This window comes from Novibacillus thermophilus, assembly GCF_002005165.1.
GTDB lineage: Bacteria > Bacillota > Bacilli > Thermoactinomycetales > Novibacillaceae > Novibacillus > Novibacillus thermophilus.
Map to the genome: position 1 here is coordinate 2228807 of NZ_CP019699.1, position 20582 is coordinate 2249388.

At 49.2% G+C, this 20582-nt stretch carries 18 protein-coding genes; 16 read left to right on the top strand and 2 right to left on the bottom strand.

The features are described 5' to 3' along the window. Positions 1-151: 151 nt before the first annotated feature. The 12 genes from B0W44_RS10905 (at position 152) to B0W44_RS10960 (ending at position 14455) form a co-directional block, all read left to right on the top strand. Positions 152-1528 (top strand): 6-phospho-beta-glucosidase, encoded by a 1377-nt coding sequence (locus tag B0W44_RS10905; RefSeq protein WP_169835536.1) that lies wholly within the window; start codon positions 152-154, stop codon positions 1526-1528. Next, positions 1521-2444: a carbohydrate kinase family protein gene (locus B0W44_RS10910; protein ID WP_169835537.1), complete on the top strand. Its 924-nt coding sequence runs from the start codon at positions 1521-1523 to the stop codon at positions 2442-2444. Before B0W44_RS10905 ends, B0W44_RS10910 begins: the two co-directional genes overlap by 8 nt. 110 nt (positions 2445-2554) lie before the next feature. Next, positions 2555-3439: an AraC family transcriptional regulator gene (locus B0W44_RS10915; RefSeq protein WP_077720060.1), complete on the top strand. Its 885-nt coding sequence runs from the start codon at positions 2555-2557 to the stop codon at positions 3437-3439. Positions 3440-3482: 43 nt separating this feature from the next. Then, positions 3483-4178: a PIG-L deacetylase family protein gene (locus B0W44_RS10920; protein WP_169835538.1), complete on the top strand. Its 696-nt coding sequence runs from the start codon at positions 3483-3485 to the stop codon at positions 4176-4178. Positions 4179-4191: 13 nt separating this feature from the next. Further along, positions 4192-5490 (top strand): ABC transporter substrate-binding protein, encoded by a 1299-nt coding sequence (locus tag B0W44_RS10925; protein WP_077720062.1) that lies wholly within the window; start codon positions 4192-4194, stop codon positions 5488-5490. Positions 5491-5661: 171 nt separating this feature from the next. Beyond that, positions 5662-6561, top strand: coding sequence for a carbohydrate ABC transporter permease (locus tag B0W44_RS10930; RefSeq protein WP_077721354.1), 900 nt, complete (start codon positions 5662-5664; stop codon positions 6559-6561). A 17-nt stretch (positions 6562-6578) separates the two neighbouring features. Continuing rightward, a complete protein-coding gene (locus B0W44_RS10935; protein ID WP_228441017.1) occupies positions 6579-7415 on the top strand; it encodes a carbohydrate ABC transporter permease in 837 nt (278 codons plus the stop codon). Between the two features lie 419 nt (positions 7416-7834). Continuing rightward, complete coding sequence (locus B0W44_RS10940; RefSeq protein ID WP_077721356.1) at positions 7835-9169, top strand: short-chain fatty acid transporter; 1335 nt, start codon at positions 7835-7837, stop codon at positions 9167-9169. Positions 9170-9367: 198 nt separating this feature from the next. After that, the gene (locus B0W44_RS10945) at positions 9368-10597 is read left to right on the top strand and encodes a Zn-dependent hydrolase (RefSeq protein ID WP_228441020.1); all 1230 of its coding nucleotides are present in this window, start codon (positions 9368-9370) and stop codon (positions 10595-10597) included. Between the two features lie 465 nt (positions 10598-11062). Further along, complete coding sequence (locus B0W44_RS10950; protein ID WP_077720063.1) at positions 11063-13342, top strand: methyl-accepting chemotaxis protein; 2280 nt, start codon at positions 11063-11065, stop codon at positions 13340-13342. A gap of 167 nt (positions 13343-13509) precedes the next feature. Then, entirely contained in the window at positions 13510-14007 is a 498-nt protein-coding gene (locus tag B0W44_RS10955; protein ID WP_077720064.1) for a PaaI family thioesterase, read from the top strand. A gap of 22 nt (positions 14008-14029) precedes the next feature. Next, the gene (locus B0W44_RS10960; protein ID WP_077720065.1) at positions 14030-14455 is read left to right on the top strand and encodes an NUDIX hydrolase; all 426 of its coding nucleotides are present in this window, start codon (positions 14030-14032) and stop codon (positions 14453-14455) included. Between the two features lie 102 nt (positions 14456-14557). On the opposite strand, the gene B0W44_RS10965 is transcribed toward B0W44_RS10960, so the two are convergent. Further along, complete coding sequence (locus B0W44_RS10965; RefSeq protein WP_077720066.1) at positions 14558-15058, bottom strand: GAF domain-containing protein; 501 nt, start codon at positions 15056-15058, stop codon at positions 14558-14560. Between the two features lie 99 nt (positions 15059-15157). Between B0W44_RS10965 and B0W44_RS10970 the strand changes: the two genes are divergently transcribed. The 4 genes from B0W44_RS10970 (at position 15158) to B0W44_RS10985 (ending at position 19979) form a co-directional block, all read left to right on the top strand. Beyond that, positions 15158-16561, top strand: a complete 1404-nt coding sequence (locus B0W44_RS10970) for a bifunctional folylpolyglutamate synthase/dihydrofolate synthase (RefSeq protein WP_077720067.1) — start codon at positions 15158-15160, stop codon at positions 16559-16561. Between the two features lie 190 nt (positions 16562-16751). Next, positions 16752-17873, top strand: coding sequence for an aminopeptidase (locus B0W44_RS10975; RefSeq protein WP_077720068.1), 1122 nt, complete (start codon positions 16752-16754; stop codon positions 17871-17873). 28 nt (positions 17874-17901) lie between these two features. Then, on the top strand, positions 17902-19623 hold the full coding sequence (gene ptsP / locus B0W44_RS10980) for a phosphoenolpyruvate--protein phosphotransferase (RefSeq protein WP_077720069.1): 1722 nt from the start codon (positions 17902-17904) through the stop codon (positions 19621-19623). 158 nt (positions 19624-19781) lie between these two features. Further along, complete coding sequence (locus B0W44_RS10985) at positions 19782-19979, top strand: cold shock domain-containing protein (RefSeq protein WP_077720070.1); 198 nt, start codon at positions 19782-19784, stop codon at positions 19977-19979. A gap of 178 nt (positions 19980-20157) precedes the next feature. On the opposite strand, the gene B0W44_RS10990 is transcribed toward B0W44_RS10985, so the two are convergent. Continuing rightward, the gene (locus B0W44_RS10990; protein ID WP_077720071.1) at positions 20158-20580 is read right to left on the bottom strand and encodes a PGRP and LysM peptidoglycan-binding domain-containing protein; all 423 of its coding nucleotides are present in this window, start codon (positions 20578-20580) and stop codon (positions 20158-20160) included. Between the last annotated feature and the right edge of the window lie 2 nt (positions 20581-20582).

The following is a 20582-nucleotide window of genomic DNA, read 5'->3' on the forward strand; positions in this document are numbered from 1 at the left end:
CCGATATCCATATGAAGTTGCGTAAAAAAATCGAAACAAAAGGGCAAAACATCTTTAGTATTAAACGTGTGAAATCTGTAAAATTGGAAAACAAAAAGCTTGAAACCCGAGAAATAATTAGATTTTTCGAATGACAAAAGAGGTGTCTATCGTGAAATTAACTATTATTGGAGGAGGGGGCGTCAGAACTCCTCTGATGGTCAACGGTTTGATCCGCTGGCATGAAAGAGTAAACGTTGACCGTCTAGTCCTTTTTGACACAGATCCCGAGAAATTAAGCGTCATCGGCAACCTCGTCTCCCATTTAGTTCAAAAAAAGGGTTCCCCGTTTCAAGTGGAAGTCGCGACAGATTTGACTGAAGCTGTTCAGGATGCCGATTTTATCTACACAGCTATTCGTGTGGGAGGTGATGTCAGTCGAGTAGTTGATGAAAAGATTCCGCTCAAATATGGAGTTCTTGGACAAGAAACAACAGGACCCGGCGGCTTTGCCATGGCCTTGCGCACAATACCTGTCATGCTGGAGTATGCCAAGATAATAGAAGAGGTGAATCCTGATGCGTGGGTCGTTAATTTTACCAATCCATCGGGTTTAATCACCGAAGCGTTGCAGAAGTATACAAACATCAAAATCGTCGGAATATGTGATGCGCCATCATCGATGAAATTGGAAATCGCCAAATTTTTAAACGAGCCAGCAGACGATGTGCATATCAATTATTTTGGGCTTAACCATCTCGGGTGGATTAACCGGATAATGGTTAAGGGAGAAGATCGCCTTCCAGAAATGATAGATCGTTACGATGCGTTTAGTCAAGGTTTTCCCCACATGTCCAGTTTTCCTAAAACATTCATTCAACAATTGCATATGTTGCCAAACGAGTATTTGTATTACTACTATTTTCGGGAAGAAGCTGTTCAAAACATACGACAGAGTTCCCGTACAAGGGGAGAACAAATTGTAGAGCTTAACAGGTCGTTGTTAAGCCAGGTAGAAGACTGTGTCCAAAAGGGCCAGCTTCAAAAAGCCTTGGATATTTATGAAAAAATGATGAGTGAAAGAACGCGCAGTTACATGAGTAACGAAACAGGTGGTGCTAAAGGCGATCAATCTGTCACCTTTGAATCAGAAGGATATGAAGGGCTCGCGATGTCAATCATTGAGAGCATTTTGCACAATCGGAGGAAAACGCTCATCTTAAATGTTCCCAACCAAGGAGTCTTGTCAAGCTTGAAGGAAGACGACGTGGTAGAAGTTACGTGTCTGTTGGACCGTCATGGGCCGGTTCCGTTGGCTGTCGGACACATTCCGGATCGTGTACAGGGACTGATACACAGTGTTAAAGAGTACGAACGCCTAACAGTTTCTGCGGCAGTAAGCGGAAATTACGAACAGGCTTTGCTTGCTTTGACTGTCCATCCGCTTGTTTGTTCTTACTCGTTAGCTAAAAAAATTTTAGATGATTACCTCATTGAACACAGAGCATTCCTTCCGCAGTTTAAAAAAGGGAGCGGAATACATGCATAAATACGATGTAACAGTCATCGGGGTTGCCTGCTGTGACATCATTTTTCACGGCTTGCCATCCTTTCCAAAGTTAGGGGAAGAAATATGGACGGACGGCGTAGAGGTAACAGCAGGCGGGGCCATGAATACACCGGCGGCCCTTTCGCGGCTCGGTCTCAAGATTGCTTTAGCTACACCGATCGGCAATGATTTTTTCGGACAATTTATCTTGTCCAAAATAGAAGAAGAAAAAATTTCTACCGAATACGTTCAGCGCTTGGATGTACCGTATCCTCAGGTTTCTGTCGCTTTAAACTACGATTGTGACCGAGCTTTTGTCTCGTATGCTGAGCAAAGCAAGACAGAACCTTATGTGAAACACCTGCGTTATGTGATTGAAGAGACGCAGTCAAAACTGATTCACTTTTATGCGTCTTCCAATCCGGAAATGACGGAACTGATGAAAAAGACTAAAAAAAGAGGCCTGAAAGTGAGTTTGGATTCAGGGTGGGATCCGGTAACCTTACGCTCGGAGCAAATTAAAGAACAAATTCGTTTGGCGGATGTATTCCTTCCCAATTTAAAGGAAGCTCAGATGATCACTGGGAAAGAAGATGCGCGCGAGGCGTTGGAAGAGTTGTCCAAAATAACTTCCACAATCGTTATAAAGTTGGGCAAGGACGGTGCCATCGGCAAATGGAACGGAAAGGTATTTGAATCAAAAGGAACGGAATTGGACCCAATTGATTCAACAGGAGCTGGGGACTGTTTCGTAGCAGGGTTCCTTTACGGATGGTTAAAAGAAATGGATTTTAAACAGTGCCTGTCCATTGCCAATTATTGCGGAGGAGCTTCTGTTAAAGCAGTAGGGGGTTATACTGGAGCACCTACTGAAATGCAGTTACAGAAACACTTACTAAAAGTGCAAAATATCTAAGCAAAAAATCAAAATATCATTAGAAATGACGTGTGTTATATTGATATAAATTTATTAGCAAGAGTCAGGCGTTCGGCTCGTGGTTTAGATAATTTGATTGGAAGGAGAGGATGATGAAAGAAAAACGACTTCCGAAAGCCCTTCAAACTTTTGTAGATCCCTTTCATTTTCGAATATTTGTTGACCGCAATGAAGGAAACTGGAAGATGCCTTTTGAATGGCATGAGAAATTGGAGATTTTTTACACCATTTCAGGTAAAGGAAAATATTTTATAGAGGATAAAGTATACACATTTGAGGCTGGCGACCTCTTTGTGATTAATAACCACGAGCTCCATAAAAGCCAGTTAATTGACGGTCAACCGTTTGAAGCGTTAATCATTATGTTTAATCCAGACCTGGCGAAGGCCGTTCACCTTGAGGACGGTATGGATCCCCTTTCAATTTTTTATGAACGACACAATGATCATCAGTTAAGACTTGACAAGGATTTGCAACGTCAATTTGAAAACGTATTCGACGCGATGAAAACAGAGTATGAAAGGAAACAAGGTTATTCTCAAAGAATTATCGCTTCTTTACTTCAATGGTTGCTTGTTGAATTAAAGCGGGCTTATGAAAAAAACGATCCGTTAAACAGCGTTGAACTGTACACGGGCAGCGAACTAAAAGACATTGTAGCAAACGTCCTGGACTATGTTGACATGCATTACTGTGAGGACATTAAACTTTCCCAAATAGCTGCCGAGTTGTGTGTGAGTCCTTCGTATTTGAGTAGAGAGTTTAAAAAAGAGACAGGGTTTTCATTAGTAGAATTTATATCTTCGAAGCGCATTCGCTTAGCACGGGAGTTACTCTTGAAGTCAAATTTACAAGTAACCGAAATTGCGGGAAGAGTAGGGTACAACAATGTAACGCACTTTCATTGGACATTTAAAAAAATGGTCGGCACGAGCCCGGGAAACTTTCGGAAAATGTACAAACAAAATCGATAGCGATAGACCTGTTGCTAGACCTAGTAGGGAAAGGAAGATGAATGTGATCGAAGGCAAAAAAGTTTTGGTCTTTACGGCTCATCCAGATGATGAAGTTGCATGCGGTGGGACAATCGCGAAATTAACGCGGAATAACAACGATGTAGTCGTCGTTATCGCGACAAATGGGGATAAAGGAACTCATGATCCCAGTGTTTTACCTGAAGAAATCTCGAAAACGAGAAAAAGAGAAATGGATCGAGCCGCTCAAATTTTAGGTTTGGATAAAGTGATCTGGTTAGGCTTTGATGACGGGTCGCTAGAAGCTAATCGTGATTTATTGAAAGAAAGCGTTTATCGCACTATTCGCGAAGAAAAACCTCATGCGGTGATCACTTTTGATCCGTGGAAAAGATGGGATCCACATCCTGATCACCGTACGATTGGTTTTGCAGCGGTAGAAGCGGCTTATCTGGCCAACGGATGTTGGTATTATCCGGAACACTTAGAGGATGGACTTCAACCACACGATGTAGACGAAATCTATTTATTCCACAGTGATGATCCTAATTATTCAGTAGATATAAAGGACACTTTTGACGTTAAATTAAAAGCAGCCAATGCTCATGAAAGCCAGAGATTACAGTTTCCGACTTTTGGTGAAAAATATTTGAACGGATTAAAGAACCAGGGTGTCTCAGAAGAAGATTGGTATAAAGAGAAATTTCGGAAAGTGAACGATTCAGATTTAACATTTTGAGGAGGAGAACGTTATGAATAAAAGTCGTGGTTTCTGGAATCGCTTTATAATCCTATTATGTTCATGCTTAATGGGCACTTTTCTAGTTAGTTGTTCGGGTAATTCAAAAACAGGATCTCCTCCATCAGATGAGGAAAAAGAAGAGGTTACGATTACGTGGTCTTTTTGGGGAGATCCTTGGGAAGTCGAGATCAACAACAAAGTCAAAGAAGCCTTTGAAGAGAAGTATCCGCATATTAAAGTTGAAACCCAGCATGCGCCGTGGTCCAATTATTTTGATAGACTGCAGACGCAGTGGGCGGCAGGAGAGTCTCCAGACGTGATGTTTTTAACCAACGTCCCGAGTTACGCTTCAAAAGGAGTACTAAAAGATCTCACCGGTTTAATTGAGGACGAAGGTTTTGATGTCAATCAGTTTACTGAAGCTCAGCTAAAGAACTTTGAGTATGACGGTAAATTGTATGGTCTACCTAGAGATAATGACACGAAAGTATTCTTTTACAACAAAAAATTGTTTGATGAAGCGAATCTACCGTATCCTGAAGAAGGATGGACCTGGAATGATTTACGCGAGTATGCTAAAGCCTTGACAAAAGAAGAAAATGGTAAGGTTGTGCAATATGGCGTTGCTTTTGAACCGGCTTGGTGGCGGCTTTGGGTCACAAGTAACGGAGGAGAGATATTTGATGACCCAGTCCATCCTACAACGACCACTATGCATGAACCTGAGGCTGTCGAAGCGATTCAGTTCTTGGCCGATTTAATGAATGAAGACAAATCCGCCCCATCTTTTGACTTGCAAAGGGATTCCTCGAACGTTTCACATTTGTTTATGACCGGTCAGGTAGCGATGGTATTCGGAAATCACGCTTTAATTCCTAACTTTATGGAGGCTGAAGATTTAGAGTGGGATATCGTCGGCATGCCACGAGCGGAAGGGAAAGATCCGGTTAACGTGGCTGCAGGTGCCGGATATGTCATTTCCGAGAATACCGAACACCTTGAGGAAGCTTTCTTACTATGGTCATTCTTGTTAGGTCCCGAAGGACAAGAAATCTTTACGGAATCGGGCGTACTCGTACCAGGATCGAAGGAAGCTCAAAATTCACCTGTATTTCTAGATAAACCGTACAATGCTCAGGTCTTTATTGACGAGACGGCAAACGGTCTGAACGTTACCCCGCTTGCCACGCAATGGCCTGAGGCAGCGCAAACATTTGATTCCGCTTTTGAAGAGGTTTGGATAGGCCAGAAGACTGCTGAAGAAGCTATTAATGGAGTTATACCGTCAATTAATGAACTCTTAGAATAGGTCGCACATTTTTAACAAAATTTTGTACTAGAAACGGGTCAGAAGTAGAAGGCGTAACATTGAATTTCCCCGTTTCTAGTACTTCGTTGATCACCGTGTACGTTGAAAACACATTGATTGAAATTCAGGTGCACTACGTGTGAGAAGGAGCACAATGCAATGGGGCCAACAATGACGAGAAAAAAAAGGACGCATAGCCGTCTAGAAAAACAAGAACATAGGGCTGCTTTCTTTTTTTTGCTCCCGAGTTTTGTCTTGTTTATGGTATTTACGGTTATCTCTTTTTCAGCTTCTTTTGTACTGAGCTTCTTTGATTGGGATTTAATTACTACTCCACATTTTGTAGGGTTTCACAATTATATTGAATTGATGAATGACCCTTTGTTTAGAAAAGTGTTGTTCAATACTTTATATTTCACCGCATTGACTGTTCCTCTTTCAGCTTTGGTTGGCTTAATCATCGCTTTGGGATTAAATCAGAAAATTAAGGGTGTCGCTATTTACAGAACGGTGTATTTTATGCCTGCCGTAACGTCACTTGTTGCGGTATCTTTACTATGGCAATGGATATTCGACGGGAATTACGGCTTGTTGAACAACATTTTGTCGATTCTTGGGGTATCGCACCCACCCCAGTGGTTGTCTAGTACTGAATGGGCGATGCCAGCCTTGATCATTATGAGTGTATGGACCAATTCCGGTATGACAATGGTGTTATTTTTAGCTGGCTTACAGAACATCTCTCAACATCTTTACGAAGCAGCCGCCATTGATGGAGCGTCTAAATTCAAGAAGTTTTTGTATATTACGCTCCCTGTTTTAACGCCGACAACATTTTTTGTTTTAGTCATCACAACAATTCATTCCTTCCAAGTTTTTACTCAAGCACTTATCATGACCAAAGGTGGACCAGCGGATGCTACAAACACGATCGTTTACTTTATTTACCAGAACGGGTTTGAATATTTTAAGATGGGTTATGCCAGTGCGGCTGCATGGGTATTGTTTACGATCATATTTGTTTTTACGCTGATCCAAATGAAGCTGCAGAAAAATTGGGTTCATTATTAAAGAGGAGGTGCTTGTTATTGAGTAAAAGTCGGAGAACCCGTATCGGTCATTTTGTTCTGCACGTGTTTCTCATTTTTGGTGCTATTGTAGTGGCGATTCCACTTCTGTGGATGGTTTCAACATCTCTGAAACCTTTAGATGAAGTATTTAGTTTTGAAATAAAATGGTTCCCAAGTGAGCCAACGTGGGAAAACTACCAACAAGTGTGGACCCTTCTACCGTTTGGCAGGTACTTTCTTAACAGTATTCTTGTATCGGTTGTCGTCACACTCGGTGCACTCTTGATTTCTTCGTGTGCAGGTTTCGCATTTGCCCGTTTACAGTTTCCGTTTAGGGATCAGCTCTTTTTACTTTATTTAGGGGCAATGATGATCCCTATAGAAATAACAGTTGTACCGAATTTCATTTTGATGCGCTATTTAGGTTGGATTGACAGTTATCAAGGCATTATTGCTCCTCAATTGTTTAACGTGTTTGGAACATTTCTGATGAGGCAGTTTTTTATGTCTTTGCCTAAAGACCTGGAAAATGCCGCTAAAATTGACGGGGCAGGTTATTTCAAAATATTTTTTACGATCGCATTGCCACTGACTAAACCGGCACTATCAGCTTTAGGGATTTTTGCATTCATGGGGTCTTGGAATAACTTTTTATGGCCTTTGATTATTACGAACTCTGAGGAATTGCGAACAATTCCAGTTGCGTTGTTGAGTTTTCAAGGAGAATTCACGACACACTGGCCTATTCTAATGGCAGCGGCAGGATCTGCCCTCATTCCCGTATTAATTGTGTATTTTATCGCTCAAAAACAATTTATTCGGGGAATGACGATGTCTGGTATGGCGGGACAATAGCAATATCAGGAGTGTAACAGGTAGTGGGGAATTCAATGCATCAATTTCTCGACCGGTTTCCTACGACCGGCGTCGATGGAGTGAATTAGTACATGGGACTTTTTAAATGAACGAAAATGAGGGGACTGAAATCCATTGGGATCTCATTTAATCGACGTCCTCTCATTTAATACCACTAAGTCGTCTGTTTTCATGGTATAATGCAGGACAGGAGGGGTTTCAAACTAATTCAAAAAATACATTTGTAAGCGGTGTCATAAATTGATGGTGAAGGTGATTAGCCGTGTGACGTTAGGAAAGATCTATGCCGTTGGTTGAATTACAGAAAGGAGCCTAAACTAGGTTCCAATGAAAACTTGAGGATGGGCGAGCATGTTAAAGAAAATTATTTATTTCAAGAGGGAGTGAGTGAAAGCGTGTTGAAGTCTACCACCCTGTTTTTTGACCGCATGGTGCAGCGGTATTTGCCAGACGCGTTTTTGTTTGCCGTCCTGTTGACAGTGGTCGTGTACATTTCCGGCATTGTGTTTACCGGAAGCTCCCCGCTTGAAATGGTGCAGTACTGGGGAGAGGGTTTTTGGGATCTCTTGGCGTTTGCCATGCAAATGGCCCTCATCGTCGTTACCGGCTATATTTTAGCGAATGCGCCGGCGATCAAATCGCTTCTATCTCATCTGGCCCGCCAAGCGAGGACACCGGGTCAAGCGGTCGTACTGGTGACGGTAGTTTCGACGGTCGCCTGCTTGATCAATTACGGATTCGGTCTTGTCGTGGGGGCTCTCATCGCCAGACACGTCATCCGCGTCGTACCTGAAGCTGATTATCGCCTGTTAGTGGCAGGCGCTTATAGCGGATTTTTAGTGTGGCACGGGGGTCTGTCCGGATCGGTTCCTTTGACGATCGCTACTGCCGATCATTTTCTGGAAGATGCGATCGGCATCGTCCCCATCAGTGAGACGTTACTGTCCGGCTACAACCTGTTTATTGTCGTGGCGTTACTCGTGACACTGCCCCTGTTAAACCGCCTGTTGTTGAAGTCCATCGACAGCGGGGGAAGGATTGCCCCTTTGCTGGACGACGAGTTGGCAGCTGCAGCCGAACCGGTTACAGAAACTTCGGTGAGAGGAGCACAGACTCCGGCGGACCGTCTGGAAAACAGTGTCGTCGTTTCCGTGGTCATCGGTCTGTTAGGTCTCGTTTTCATCGTTTTTCACTTTGTTCAAAACGGGGTGGATCTAAACATTAATATCGTCAACTTCACCTTTCTGATTTTTGGCATTTTACTGCATAAAACGCCTCGCCGGTTTTTGAACAGTGTCGCAGACGGCGTCAAAAATGCAGGAGGCATCATCATCCAATTTCCGTTTTATGCCGGGATTATGGGAATGATGGTCGCATCAGGTCTTTCCGAACAGCTGTCGCTGTGGTTTGTCAGTATTTCCAACGACGTGACGTTCCCGTTCTTCACGTTTTTAAGTGCCGGGATCGTAAACTTTTTTATTCCTTCTGGAGGCGGTCAGTGGGCTGTGCAAGGCCCGATCATGGTGCAAGCAGGGGCCGAGCTGGGCGTCGACACAGCCAAAACGGCGATGGCTGTCGCCTGGGGCGACGCATGGACGAACATGATACAACCGTTTTGGGCGTTGCCACTTTTGGCGATTGCCGGATTAAAGGTGCGGGACATCATGGGGTTTTGTGTGATGGCGCTCCTGTGGAGTTTTGTCGTCATTGCGGTCGGTTTTTTCGCATTTTGACGAACGAGACAAACCTCAAATCAATGTGCGAAAGTGTTTTCTGTTATTATGGTATGGTGATCTCCTATGATAACGAGAGAACGGTTCGAGATCGAAAGAAAAAAGGTGTAGTGGAGGCCCAGAGACTCGTCATCGTGCATGAAGGCTGTAGGCTGAAGACGGCTAACACGGATTCTACAACTGAAGGGAGGAGAGCGAGTGAACATTAACCGTGACCGGTTGTGGCACAACTTGATGCATCTCGGCAAAATAGGCCGCAATGAGGCGGGAGGGATCACCCGGTTGTCCTTTACCCCAGAGGAAAAAGAGGCGAAAGCGTTTGTCGCAGACTTGATGGAGCAAGCGAGTCTCGCTGTTGACGAAGATGCGATGGGGAATCTGTTTGGGAGAAGGGAAGGGCGAAACCCGCAGGCTCCCGCGGTCTTGATCGGTTCCCACGTCGACAGTGTGGTGAACGGCGGCATGTTTGACGGAACAGCCGGTGTGCTGTCCGGCATTGAAGTGCTACATACCCTACAGGAACACGGGTGGCAAGGGTCTCATCCGGTGGAAGTCGTGGCGTTTACCGATGAGGAAGGCGCCCGCTTTTCCACCGGGATGTTGGGCAGTCAGGCGCTGGTCGGTCAGTTGACGCAGGAGGCCCTTGACAGCCACAAAGATGCAGACGGGATGTCCGTCGCGGAAGCGATGAAAGAAGCAGGTTACGATCCGCTCAAATTGCGTGAGGCGAAGCGCGATCCGTCTACGGTAAAGGCTTACCTGGAGCTGCACATTGAACAAGGGAAAGTATTGGAGAGTCAGGGGCTTTCCGTTGGCGTTGTGACCGGTATCGTCGGGTTGCGCTGGCTGCACTTAACGTTAAAGGGGGAAGCCGGACACGCCGGCACAACCCCAATGAAACTTAGGAGGGACCCCCTCGCTGCTGCTTCTGTTGTCATGGCTTACCTGGAAGATACGGTGAAGGGAGAAGCCGATACAGTGGGGACGGTCGGGCAGTTAAGGGTTCGTCCGGGAGGGATCAACATTATCCCGGGGGAAGTCGAACTGACGATGGACATCCGCTCCCTTTCCCGTGCGACATTAGACAAGGTGGAACAGGCGTTGAGACAATTTATCGATGACATCTGCCAAGAGCGTAAGGTCCACTGCGCGTTAGACGTGTTGCATCGGTTGGAGCCCGTATCTTGTTCTCCCGGCATCGTCGACACTATCGAAAATGCGGTGAAAGAAACGGGACTCGACCTGTTTCACCTGGCAAGCGGCGCTGGACACGACGCGATGGTGATGGCCAGAATGACGGATGTCGGGATGATTTTCGTGAGATCAAAGGACGGAGTGAGCCACAATCCGAAAGAGTGGACGGAGAAAGATGACCTGGGCGACGGAGCAGACGTATTGCTGAAAACAGTGACCGCATTAGCCCGTTAAATTGCTAGTTTGGGGTATGCATAGGCGATGTGATTCGTTGGACGTATGGATTGTCATATAACCTTCCCGTCGTCTGAGGTGGACATGTGATTTCCAGATGAATAGCATGCGTGCGGCGACGCTTATGGTATCGACACATGTCGCGCGATTCGGCATCAGAGGTAGAGACTTTAAACGGTCATCGCATCACGTAATGGTCTCAAGACACCCCTTTCCCACATTAATCACTCCTACTAGTACCGCCAAACGGCATAGATACGATCCACACGGCAATCGGTACGCGTGTGGGCGATCCAAGTCGAGACACAAGGACGGGATCGCCTTTTTTTGTGATGCGTTCTCCTGCTAAAGATTTAGGTCATTCGTTCCGATAACTGAATCATATAAGGGACTTTTGATTCAAATCTGATACATAGCAACAGTGACAACGTGTGTGAGGGGGAGATTGTCATTCAGTGGCATTCCATGCGTTTCAGGTTAACGGTCATATTACTTATCATCAGTTTGCTTCCGCTCATTCTTCTCGGCATTTTTTCGTATCAGCGGTCAGCGAGTGTCATTGAAAGTGAGACGCAGGAACTGACCAATCAGTTGGTAGGGGAGTCCAACAAGATTCTCAATCAACACCTGGATGAAATGGTACAGGTGTTTACGATGTTGTTTACGAACCAGAAGCTCTTTGATTTGCTGAATACGAAAAAATCGGATGACGCGTACGAAAACTACCAACGTGAATCCGAAATTCGCGACATAATGCGCAACATCACCAACGCGAGACTGGACATACAGGCGGTGACGGTCGCCAGTGAATCGGGGGATCTGATCAGTACCGTGTCCACACTGAACGCTGATTTTCAGCCAGAAGAGCAAGACTGGTTTAAACAAGCCGTTGATGCCGAAGGAAAACTCGTGTGGTTTCCGACGAGACAAGAGGCCCTGATCGGCGAGGGAGGGGAGCAGTGGACGTACGCCCTGGCGCGCTCAGTCAAAGCTGTTGGCAGTGATGAAAACTACGTCTTTTTGCTCGAAGTGAGGGAATCGGCCCTCTCTGGCTTGTTAAAGGAGATGGAACTGAACAACACCGGGACACTGCGCATTGTGGACCGGAACGGGACTGTGGTCAGCTCTCTCGAAGAAGGGGAGCTCGGGACGAAAAAAGAGACGTATACGTTTCTCGACCAGGGGGAAGCAGGGTCGTTTGTAGAAAGTGAACAACTGATCTCCTACGCCCCGCTTGAAACGTCTGACTGGTTTTTAGTGGCGGAAGTGCCGCTGGCGGCCATGTTGGGACAAGTGAAGCAAATCGGCATCTTCACATTTGGCGCTGTCGTTCTGAGTGCGGTCGCTTCCATCATTGCCTCTGTCCTCATTGGCCGTCAGTTGGCGCGACCTGTTGAAGCGATGCGCGGCGTGATGAAACTGGCGGGGGAAGGGGATTTAACGGCCCAGGCCGAAATTACAGGCAAACACGAAATTGCCCAGTTAAACAACAGTTACGAGGAACTGATCAGGCGCTTCCGCAACTTCGTCGGCAGGACGAAAGGAGCAGGCGAAGAACTGAAGCAAGCGGCAGACGACTTGATCAAACAGGCCGAACAAAACAACGTCACGTACCGCGAGATCACGGAGGCGACGGAAAGCATCGCCGCAGGTGCCGATCAGCAGGCGCGGGAAGCGGAAACGGGGGCAGAACTCGTCGGCGAACTGCTGAGTAAATGGCGGGCAAGTTTGTCTGAGGCGGAAAAGCTGGAGCAGGTCATGAATGAAACCGTTCAGGTGAGTGAAGACGGACGAAACTCCATTCGCGATTTGCTGGAGAAAAATGAGTTAACGGAACAAGAAATTAAACGGCTGACGGACAATTTAGGCCTCTTGGAAGATCGAGTCGGCGAAGTGCACAAGGCGACGAACCTCATTGATGACATTATGGACCAAACGAAAATTTTGGCGCTAAACGCTGCCATCGAGGCGCACCGCGCCGGCCAAGACGGACGGGGTTTCATCGTCGTCGCCGACGAAATCCAGCGCTTGTCGCAACAAGTGCTGTCGGCGACGGAAACAATCGGCGGCAGCATTGAAGCGATCCAGCAGGCGATGAAGAGCACGTGGAACAGCATGAAACTGACGAACGAAGCGATGGAACTGCAGCGGAACACGGTGACGGGGACAGATCAGGCGTTCAACAGTATCCGTGAACAGATGGCGGAAGCGCAGTCGCAGTTGACGTCGGTGATGAACACCTTGAGTCTCGTTCAACAGTTTGAGCAAAAAATGTCCGATGCGATTCAAAATATATCTGCTGTCGCCCAACAGTCAGCTGCGGCAACAGAACAAGTGGCCGCTTTGGCAAAAGACCAGGAGAACTCTTCTGATCACTTGGTGACTCTGTCCCATTCCCTGGGAGAGGTTGTGAACACATTAGAGGAAGAATTGTCTCAATTTCGCGTTGATCGCGAGGCGGCAGGTGACGACGGAACGGAGACTGTTGAAGAGAGGCTCGCTAGAGAAGGTGAAAACGCAGATGACACCTCGCCGTTCGATAAGTCGAAGGCGTTGACGAACACTGTTGAAGAGGAGGAGCGCGCAGTCGGTGAAGTGTATTCAGTGTTTGTGGAAGGAGGAGGGAGGGAAGAAGGCGATACGCTGACAGAGGAGGAAACAGCGGGCGTGTACGAAAGCGATCCTACCTCTGAAACAGAAGGCGAAAGACAAGACGACGAAAAGCGGGAGGACAGCTCGAACTAGTTGGGGATGCAATCCCCCTTCCCTTCATCACGACGACCGGCTGACCGTTGCCTCTATACGGTTGGCCGGTTGTTTGGTTGTTACATGCCGTATGCTAGATATTTCTTCCGTTCTCCGCTAGAATGAAAAAAAATGCACTCACGACACCGAAGAAAGAGTGAGCAACAGTGACACACGATGCGATCTTAAAAGAAGTGGAAGGATTAAACTCAGATGAGCGGGAGGAAATTCATAAACTGATTCAAGCTCTGAAGCGATCGCGGATGAGCCCGCTCGCTTTTGTTGAGGAATTAATGCACTTCGAAGTCGGCACGGTACTTGAGCGCGACCGGTTGTACGAGCATCGGATGGAAGTGACGGAAGCCCTGAAGAACCGCTTCGGCATGCTGCACGGGGGAATCACGGCAACTTTCATCGACACGGCGATGGGGTCCACTGTCTTTCAGATGACTGGGTCGACGGAAGGTGCCGTAACCCTCGATTTAAAAGTCAACTTTATCAAGCCGGCGCTCAGCGGTTGGCTGACGGCACAGACGGAAGTCGTCCAAAAAGGTGGCACCATCATTGTGATGCACACACGCGTGTATGACGAGGGAAAAGACGTCATTGCCACGGCGACCGGCACGTTTTACCGAATGAGACGCCGCGGTACGTCAAAGGCGTAGACGATGGAACGGGGGACCGACGATGCCAAAACCGTATAAAATTGCCGCTAAAGCCATCATTTTTCAAGGGGATCGCGTGCTGGTGCTGCGCAAGTCGAAAGAAGAGCGCTTGGCTAAAAACCATCACGGCTGGGATTTCCCCGGCGGAGGTTTGGAGCCGGACGAGCCGATTATGGAGGCGCTGGCGCGTGAAGTGTGGGAAGAAACCGGTCTGCAGGTGAAAGTGGTCGGGCCGGTCTATATTCACGATGAGGTGCAGGAAGAAAAGCACTTAGTGGTGATCAAGTTTGCGTGTCACCAACCGGAAGGGGAGCTGTTGTTAAGCGGTGAGCACGAAAGCGCCTTTTGGTTTCCCATAGACGACGTGCCAGGAAGTGTGTTGCCGGAATGGATGAAAGACGAAGTGGCCCGGGCCTGGCACATCATCTGTAACCCGCCTGTGAAATAGTGGGTAGACACGTGTGTCCCTTGGCGACGTGAACATCAAATATGTGACCCAATCAACAGCGCGTGTTTTAAAGTCGTATGTATGCGCGAATGTCCTTCTCTTTTACGCAAACGAAGATGGCCACGTCGTCCGCCGTACGAGAAGGGCGACCAATTTCTCAAGTTCTGCTTGGTCCGTCTCGTCAAAGCGATCGGTCACTGGGCTGTCAATGTCCAGGACCCCGATGACGGTTCCGTTTTCCATCACGGGAACGACAATTTCAGACCGGGACGCCGCGTCACACGCGATATGTCCGGGAAAGGCGTTGACGTCCGGTACGACGAGTGTCTTTCGCTCCGCTGCTGCGGTACCGCACACGCCTTTTTCCAGCGGGATGCGGACACACGCCGGTTTGCCTTGAAACGGCCCCAGAACGAGTTCGTCACCGTGAAGGAAGTAAAAGCCCGCCCAGTTGACGTCGGGCAACTGCTGGTAAAGGAGGGCCGACGTGTTGGCCGTATTGGCCAGCCAGTTTGTTTCGCCCTCTAATAAGGCGGTCGTCTGTTGAAACAGTTGGCGGTACATGTCTTGTTTGTTTCCTTCTAGCGCTTGGAAACGAAACATAGTGCTTCCCCCTCTCACCACTATCATAACATAAAATTAAGAGGGAAAAAGCGTAGACTGACGCGAAGTCGAACACTTCACAAAGAATGGAGCAGTGGGATGAAGGCATCGGAGTGGCAGACAGTGCAAGACGTCGAACAGTGGGTGTACGCTTCCTACTTGAGGGCGAAAGACCGCTTGACCGACACTTTGGACGAGAAGGTTCGCCGCCCGCAGTTGACGCGGCTTTTGTTGGATCGCCTCGCTTCTCCCGACCGCTCAGGTTACAACGTGGTGGTAGCCGGGAGCAAGGGGAAAGGGTCGACATCGGTCATGCTGGCCGGGATTTTAAGACAGCACGGTTGGCGGGTCGGCTTGTTTACAAGTCCACATCTCATCCGCTTTACAGAGCGCATTCGATTGAACGGAGACGTAATTAGCGATGGCGATTTTGTCCGCCTCGCAAGGCGGGTGAAAGAAGTCGCGGATCCGATTGCCGAACGGCTGGCAGAACACGAGTACGTGAGTCCTGTCGGGCTCGCTGCGGTGATGGCCGCCCTTTACTTTCACGAGCAAGGAACGGATGTGAACATTTGGGAATGTGGGCGCGGAGCGCTGTTTGACGATGTGAACCAAGTGGTTCATCAAGAGGCCGTCATAACGCCGATTCTGTCCGAGCACCTCACCCAGTTAGGGCCCGATTGGCAGGAGGTCGTCCGGCACAAACTCGGTGTCGTCACCTCTACTGTCCGCCATGTGTACATTGGAAAACAGGACCCGCAGGTAGAGCGGGAGATACGCCGGAGAACGGGCGGCTGGAAAGAGCTTGAGATCGTGTGGGCAGGGCGGGATGTCTGCGTATCGGGCGTTCACACCGGGATGAGGGGAACAGCGTTTACCGTTCAAACAGAAAGGGGACGGTACGAAAAACTGATGGTGCCGTTAATCGGGGAGTTTCAGGCGGATAACGCGGCCCTCGCCGTAGCCTGTGCCGAAAACGTCGTACAGCGTTTGAACCCACCGCGACAACGTCCCGCATTTCGACGTCTCACGCACAGCCTCGTTCGCACCGCCCTCGCGTCCGCTACGTGGCCTGGCAGGATGCAACTCGTTTCACGGGACCCCATCGTCTTCGTCGATGGGGCCATTCACCGCCGTTCGGCCCAGTATGTCGCCGAGACGCTGACCCGACTCTCGAATAGACCTGGTGTACTCGTCATCGGCATTCCGCGGGATAAAGACTACACTGGCGTGATGACAGTCCTCGCTCCCTTAGCGCGAAAGGTCATCGTCACCGCCGCTGACCGTGACCGGGGCAAAATGCCCCATGATGCCGCGAACGTTGCAAAGACGTTCTGCTCTCAGGTAGAATTTGAGGAGGGTTCCGTTGAAGCATTTCAGCTGGGATTAGTCGATCTGAAGCAGGATGAGTGGATGGCTGTCGTCGGGACGCAATCGTTAGTAGGAGAGGCGGTCGCTTTTTTCAGACAAGGGGCGGCGCGTGCGGACGGCGCATGCCGTTAACGGGAAATCACGTGGCGTGGAAAGGACAGTGAGAGCGATAAGACTCTAAGAAAGCAGAAGGCGGATTTTTAGAGTCAGGACAGTCTCGTCCCGTTTGCAGACAAGTGCAAGCTGTCGGGACGGTTCGGTTCGTGGACGTGAGAACGGACTGTTTGGAAAGAAGGATTTGATGAGCGAAGGAGTGATGTTCGTGCGCGACGCACGCGTTGAAAAACTGGCCAAGACGCTGGTCGAATACTCGTGTGACTTAAAGCCAAAAGAAAAAATACTGATTGAGGTGTTTGGGACGGACGGCGAACTCGACCTCGCCAAAGCGTTGATTCGCACCGTCTACCGTGTCGGCGGATACCCCCACGTCAAAGTAAACGACTATTCCGTGCTGCGTGAGCTCTATTACGACTTGTCTCCGGAACACATAGACGACATCGCCCGCTTTGAACTGGAACGGATGAAGGAGATGGATGCCTACATCGGGCTCCGCGGCGGAAGAAATGTGAACGAACTGTCTGACGTACCGGACGACAAGATGCGTCTGTACATGACGAGGTACAATGAAGTCGTCCACACCAGGGAGCGCGTCAACCACACCAAATGGGTCGTGTTGCGTTACCCCACCCCGTCAATGGCTCAGCTGGCCAACATGAGTACGACCGCTTTTGAAGACTTTTACTTTGACGTGTGCACGATGGATTACGCTCACATGGATCAAGCGATGCAACCTCTGAAAAAGCTGATGGAGCGAACCGACACGGTGCGGATAAAAGGCCCGGGAACTGATCTCACGTTCTCCATTCAAGGGATACCCGTCCGCATCTCTTCAGGGAGGCACAACATTCCGGACGGGGAAGTGTTCACCGCACCGGTGCGGAATTCGGTCAACGGAACCCTTACGTACAACACGCCGAGTGTCTACCAAGGGGTCACATTTGAAAACATTCAATTTACCTTCAAAGACGGGAAAATTATCGAAGCGTCGGCCAATCACACGGAACGCCTGAACCAAATTCTCGACAGTGACGAAGGCGCGCGATATATCGGCGAATTCTCCCTCGGCATTAACCCGTACATTTTGCATCCGATGAAAGACACGCTGTTCGATGAAAAAATCACAGGCAGCTTCCACTTTACACCGGGCAGTGCGTACGAAGACTGCGACAACGGGAACCGCTCCTCCATCCATTGGGATTTGGTAAACATTCAGCGACCGGAGTACGGCGGTGGAGACATTTACTTCGACGACGTCCTCATCCGCAAAAACGGTTTATTCGTGATTCCAGAACTGGAACAACTGAACCCAGATCAACTGAAGTAATTGAACGAATGGAGGTAGAGCGAACGAGATGAGAACGGGCATCGCAGCATCACCCGGCATTGCCATTGGCCCGGCCTGGGTCGTGCAAGAGGTTGAACTGGACTTTCCGACGGAAAAGGTGGACAATCCCGAAGAACAACTGAACCGGTTCAGGGGAGCCGTGGATAAAGCAAAAACCCAAGTCGACGCTCTGCGTGAAAAGGCGAAACAAACGATGGGAGAAGACAAGGCGGCCATTTTCGAAGCCCATTTGATGGTGTTGGACGATCCTGAACTTTTGGGTAGCGTTGAACAAAAAATAAAGGAAGAGCGGCTGGACGCGGCCAAGGCCGTGCATGACGTCATCGAGCAATTTGTGGCGATGTTTGAACAGATGGACATGGAGTACATGCGCGAACGGGCAGCAGATATTCGAGATGTCGGTTCTCGCTTGGTACACATTCTGTTGGGAGTGGAGCCGCGGTCGCTGGCGGAGATGGACGATCCGTCCGTCGTCGTCGCCCACGATTTGACTCCCTCCGACACTGCGCAAATGGATAAAAGCAAGGTGCTCGGCTTTACGACGAACATTGGCGGTCGCACGTCCCATTCGGCAATCATGGCCCGAACGCTGGAAATTCCGGCGGTAGTCGGATTAAAGACGCTTGTTTCCGAAATACAGCAAGGAGAAACGGTCATTGTCGACGGTATCGAGGGAAAGGTCATTGTCAATCCGACCGAAGCGGAGTTAGACGACTACCGAAAGCGGCAGGAGCGGTACGAGGCGGAAAAAAAAGCGCTGAAACGCCTCGTGTCAGAGCCGAGTGTGACGGCCGATCACGCGCGAGTTGAACTGGCAGCGAATATCGGTTCCCCCCACGATGCGCAACTGGCGAAAGAGAACGGCGCCGAAGGGATCGGTCTGTTTCGCACGGAGTTCCTCTACATGGACCGAACGGATCTTCCCACCGAGGAAGAGCAGTTCGAGGCGTACAAACACGTGGCGGAGACATTCGGCGAACACCCTGTCGTCATCCGCACGTTGGACATCGGGGGAGACAAGGAGCTGCCGTATTTAGATTTACCCGATGAACTCAACCCGTTCCTCGGGTATCGCGCCATCCGGATGTGCCTGGACCGTCCAGAATTGTTTAAAACGCAGCTCAGGGCCGTACTGCGGGCGAGTGCGTTCGGCAACATCAAAATGATGTATCCAATGGTCGCCACGCTGGAGGAACTGCGGGCTGCGAACCGCCTGTTGGACGAAACGCGGGCGGAACTGCGGGAGAAGGGGGCGGACTTTAACGAAAATATGGAAGTCGGCATCATGATTGAAGTTCCCGCTGCAGCCGTGATGGCCGACGCCTTGGCCGAGGAGGCCGACTTCTTCAGCATCGGCACGAACGATCTCATCCAGTATACGATGGCCGCTGACCGCATGAACGAACGCGTCAGTCACTTGTACCAGCCGTTCCATCCGGCCCTTCTGCGCTTAATTAAACACGTGATCGACGCCGCCCACGCCAAGGGCAAATGGGCGGGCATGTGCGGCGAAATGGCGGGGGACCCTCTCGCCATTCCCCTCTTGCTCGGCCTCGGTTTGGACGAGTTCAGCATGAGCGCCATTTCGATTTTGCCGGCGCGCAAGCAGTTGAAACAGTTAAAACAGTCAGAGATGAAGCGCCTCGCTGAAAGAGCCCTTGAGCTGGGAACAGCCGAAGACGTTCGCGCGTACGTGGAAAACGAACTCAAAACTTTACAGCACAGTTGACTCCCGCCTGGCCGTTTGGTATAGTGAAGAAGCAAAAATTTTATGGCACGATCGTTTAAAAAGCACGTGAATGACGAATGCATGATCTTGTGGCTCCTGTGTCACATGGCTGATTCGTGTTCCGCTTTTTAATCAAGATGCCAGAGGAGGCGCAAGACATGAAAGGGACAGTCAAATGGTTTAACTCGGAGAAAGGCTACGGCTTTATCCAGAAAGAAGACGGCGGTGACGTTTTCGTCCACTACTCTGCCATCGAAGGCGAAGGTTTCAAGACGTTAGAAGAAAACGAAGAAGTGTCTTTCGATGTGGTTGAAGGAAACCGCGGACCGCAAGCGGCAAACGTCGTCCGTTTGTAAAAATGCCAGAGGCCAGATGCCGACACCCTCATGCGACGCATAGAGGGTGTTTTTAATTGGCCTGACGATTGAGCTGTCCTGATAAATGAAGTAAACAGGCGTCCTGTTCCTTCGAATGGCATTGGGAGATGGACCGTACTGCTGCGGCACTAGTATTGTTGTAAAAGCTGCCTTCTTTTTAATCCTGTTCCCTTCCTGGGGCATCGGGACTTAAGAGACGCGTCCACACTTGGGCGTCGACAATGCCGTTGACAGGCAAATCGGTTGCGCGTTGAAAACGGCGCACGGCACGCTCCGTCCTCGCACCGAAAATGCCGTCCAAATCCCCGCGGTAATAGCCTAACAGCTGGAGCCGCAATTGGAGGAGAACGACAGCAGCGTCGACGGACCCGCGGCGCAGGATGGGGATCGGCAACGGTCCGATCGGCCGGCGGGGAACACCGGGTTGCGGTTCTGCGACTGGTATGCGCAAGACTTGCCCTGGCAGTAGAAAGTTGAGATTGGTGAGGTTGTTGGCGTTCGCAATATCTTGAATGGAGACCCCGAACCTTTGAGCAATTGTGTACAGGGTGTCTCCGGGTTGCACGATGTACGTTCTCATAT

What these genes read in the sequence shown, in the direction of transcription:
- B0W44_RS10910 (WP_169835537.1), top strand. Translation starts at nt 1,521, where the DNA reads ATGCATAAATACGATGTAACAGTCATCGGGGTTGCCTGCTGTGACATC.
- B0W44_RS10915 (WP_077720060.1), top strand. Translation starts at nt 2,555, where the DNA reads ATGATGAAAGAAAAACGACTTCCGAAAGCCCTTCAAACTTTTGTAGAT.
- B0W44_RS10925 (WP_077720062.1), top strand. Translation starts at nt 4,192, where the DNA reads ATGAATAAAAGTCGTGGTTTCTGGAATCGCTTTATAATCCTATTATGT.
- B0W44_RS10930 (WP_077721354.1), top strand. Translation starts at nt 5,662, where the DNA reads ATGACGAGAAAAAAAAGGACGCATAGCCGTCTAGAAAAACAAGAACAT.
- B0W44_RS10950 (WP_077720063.1), top strand. Translation starts at nt 11,063, where the DNA reads ATGCGTTTCAGGTTAACGGTCATATTACTTATCATCAGTTTGCTTCCG.
- B0W44_RS10960 (WP_077720065.1), top strand. Translation starts at nt 14,030, where the DNA reads ATGCCAAAACCGTATAAAATTGCCGCTAAAGCCATCATTTTTCAAGGG.
- B0W44_RS10965 (WP_077720066.1), bottom strand. Translation starts at nt 15,058, where the DNA reads ATGTTTCGTTTCCAAGCGCTAGAAGGAAACAAACAAGACATGTACCGC.
- B0W44_RS10970 (WP_077720067.1), top strand. Translation starts at nt 15,158, where the DNA reads ATGAAGGCATCGGAGTGGCAGACAGTGCAAGACGTCGAACAGTGGGTG.
- ptsP (WP_077720069.1), top strand. Translation starts at nt 17,902, where the DNA reads ATGAGAACGGGCATCGCAGCATCACCCGGCATTGCCATTGGCCCGGCC.
- B0W44_RS10985 (WP_077720070.1), top strand. Translation starts at nt 19,782, where the DNA reads ATGAAAGGGACAGTCAAATGGTTTAACTCGGAGAAAGGCTACGGCTTT.
- B0W44_RS10990 (WP_077720071.1), bottom strand. Translation starts at nt 20,580, where the DNA reads ATGAGAACGTACATCGTGCAACCCGGAGACACCCTGTACACAATTGCT.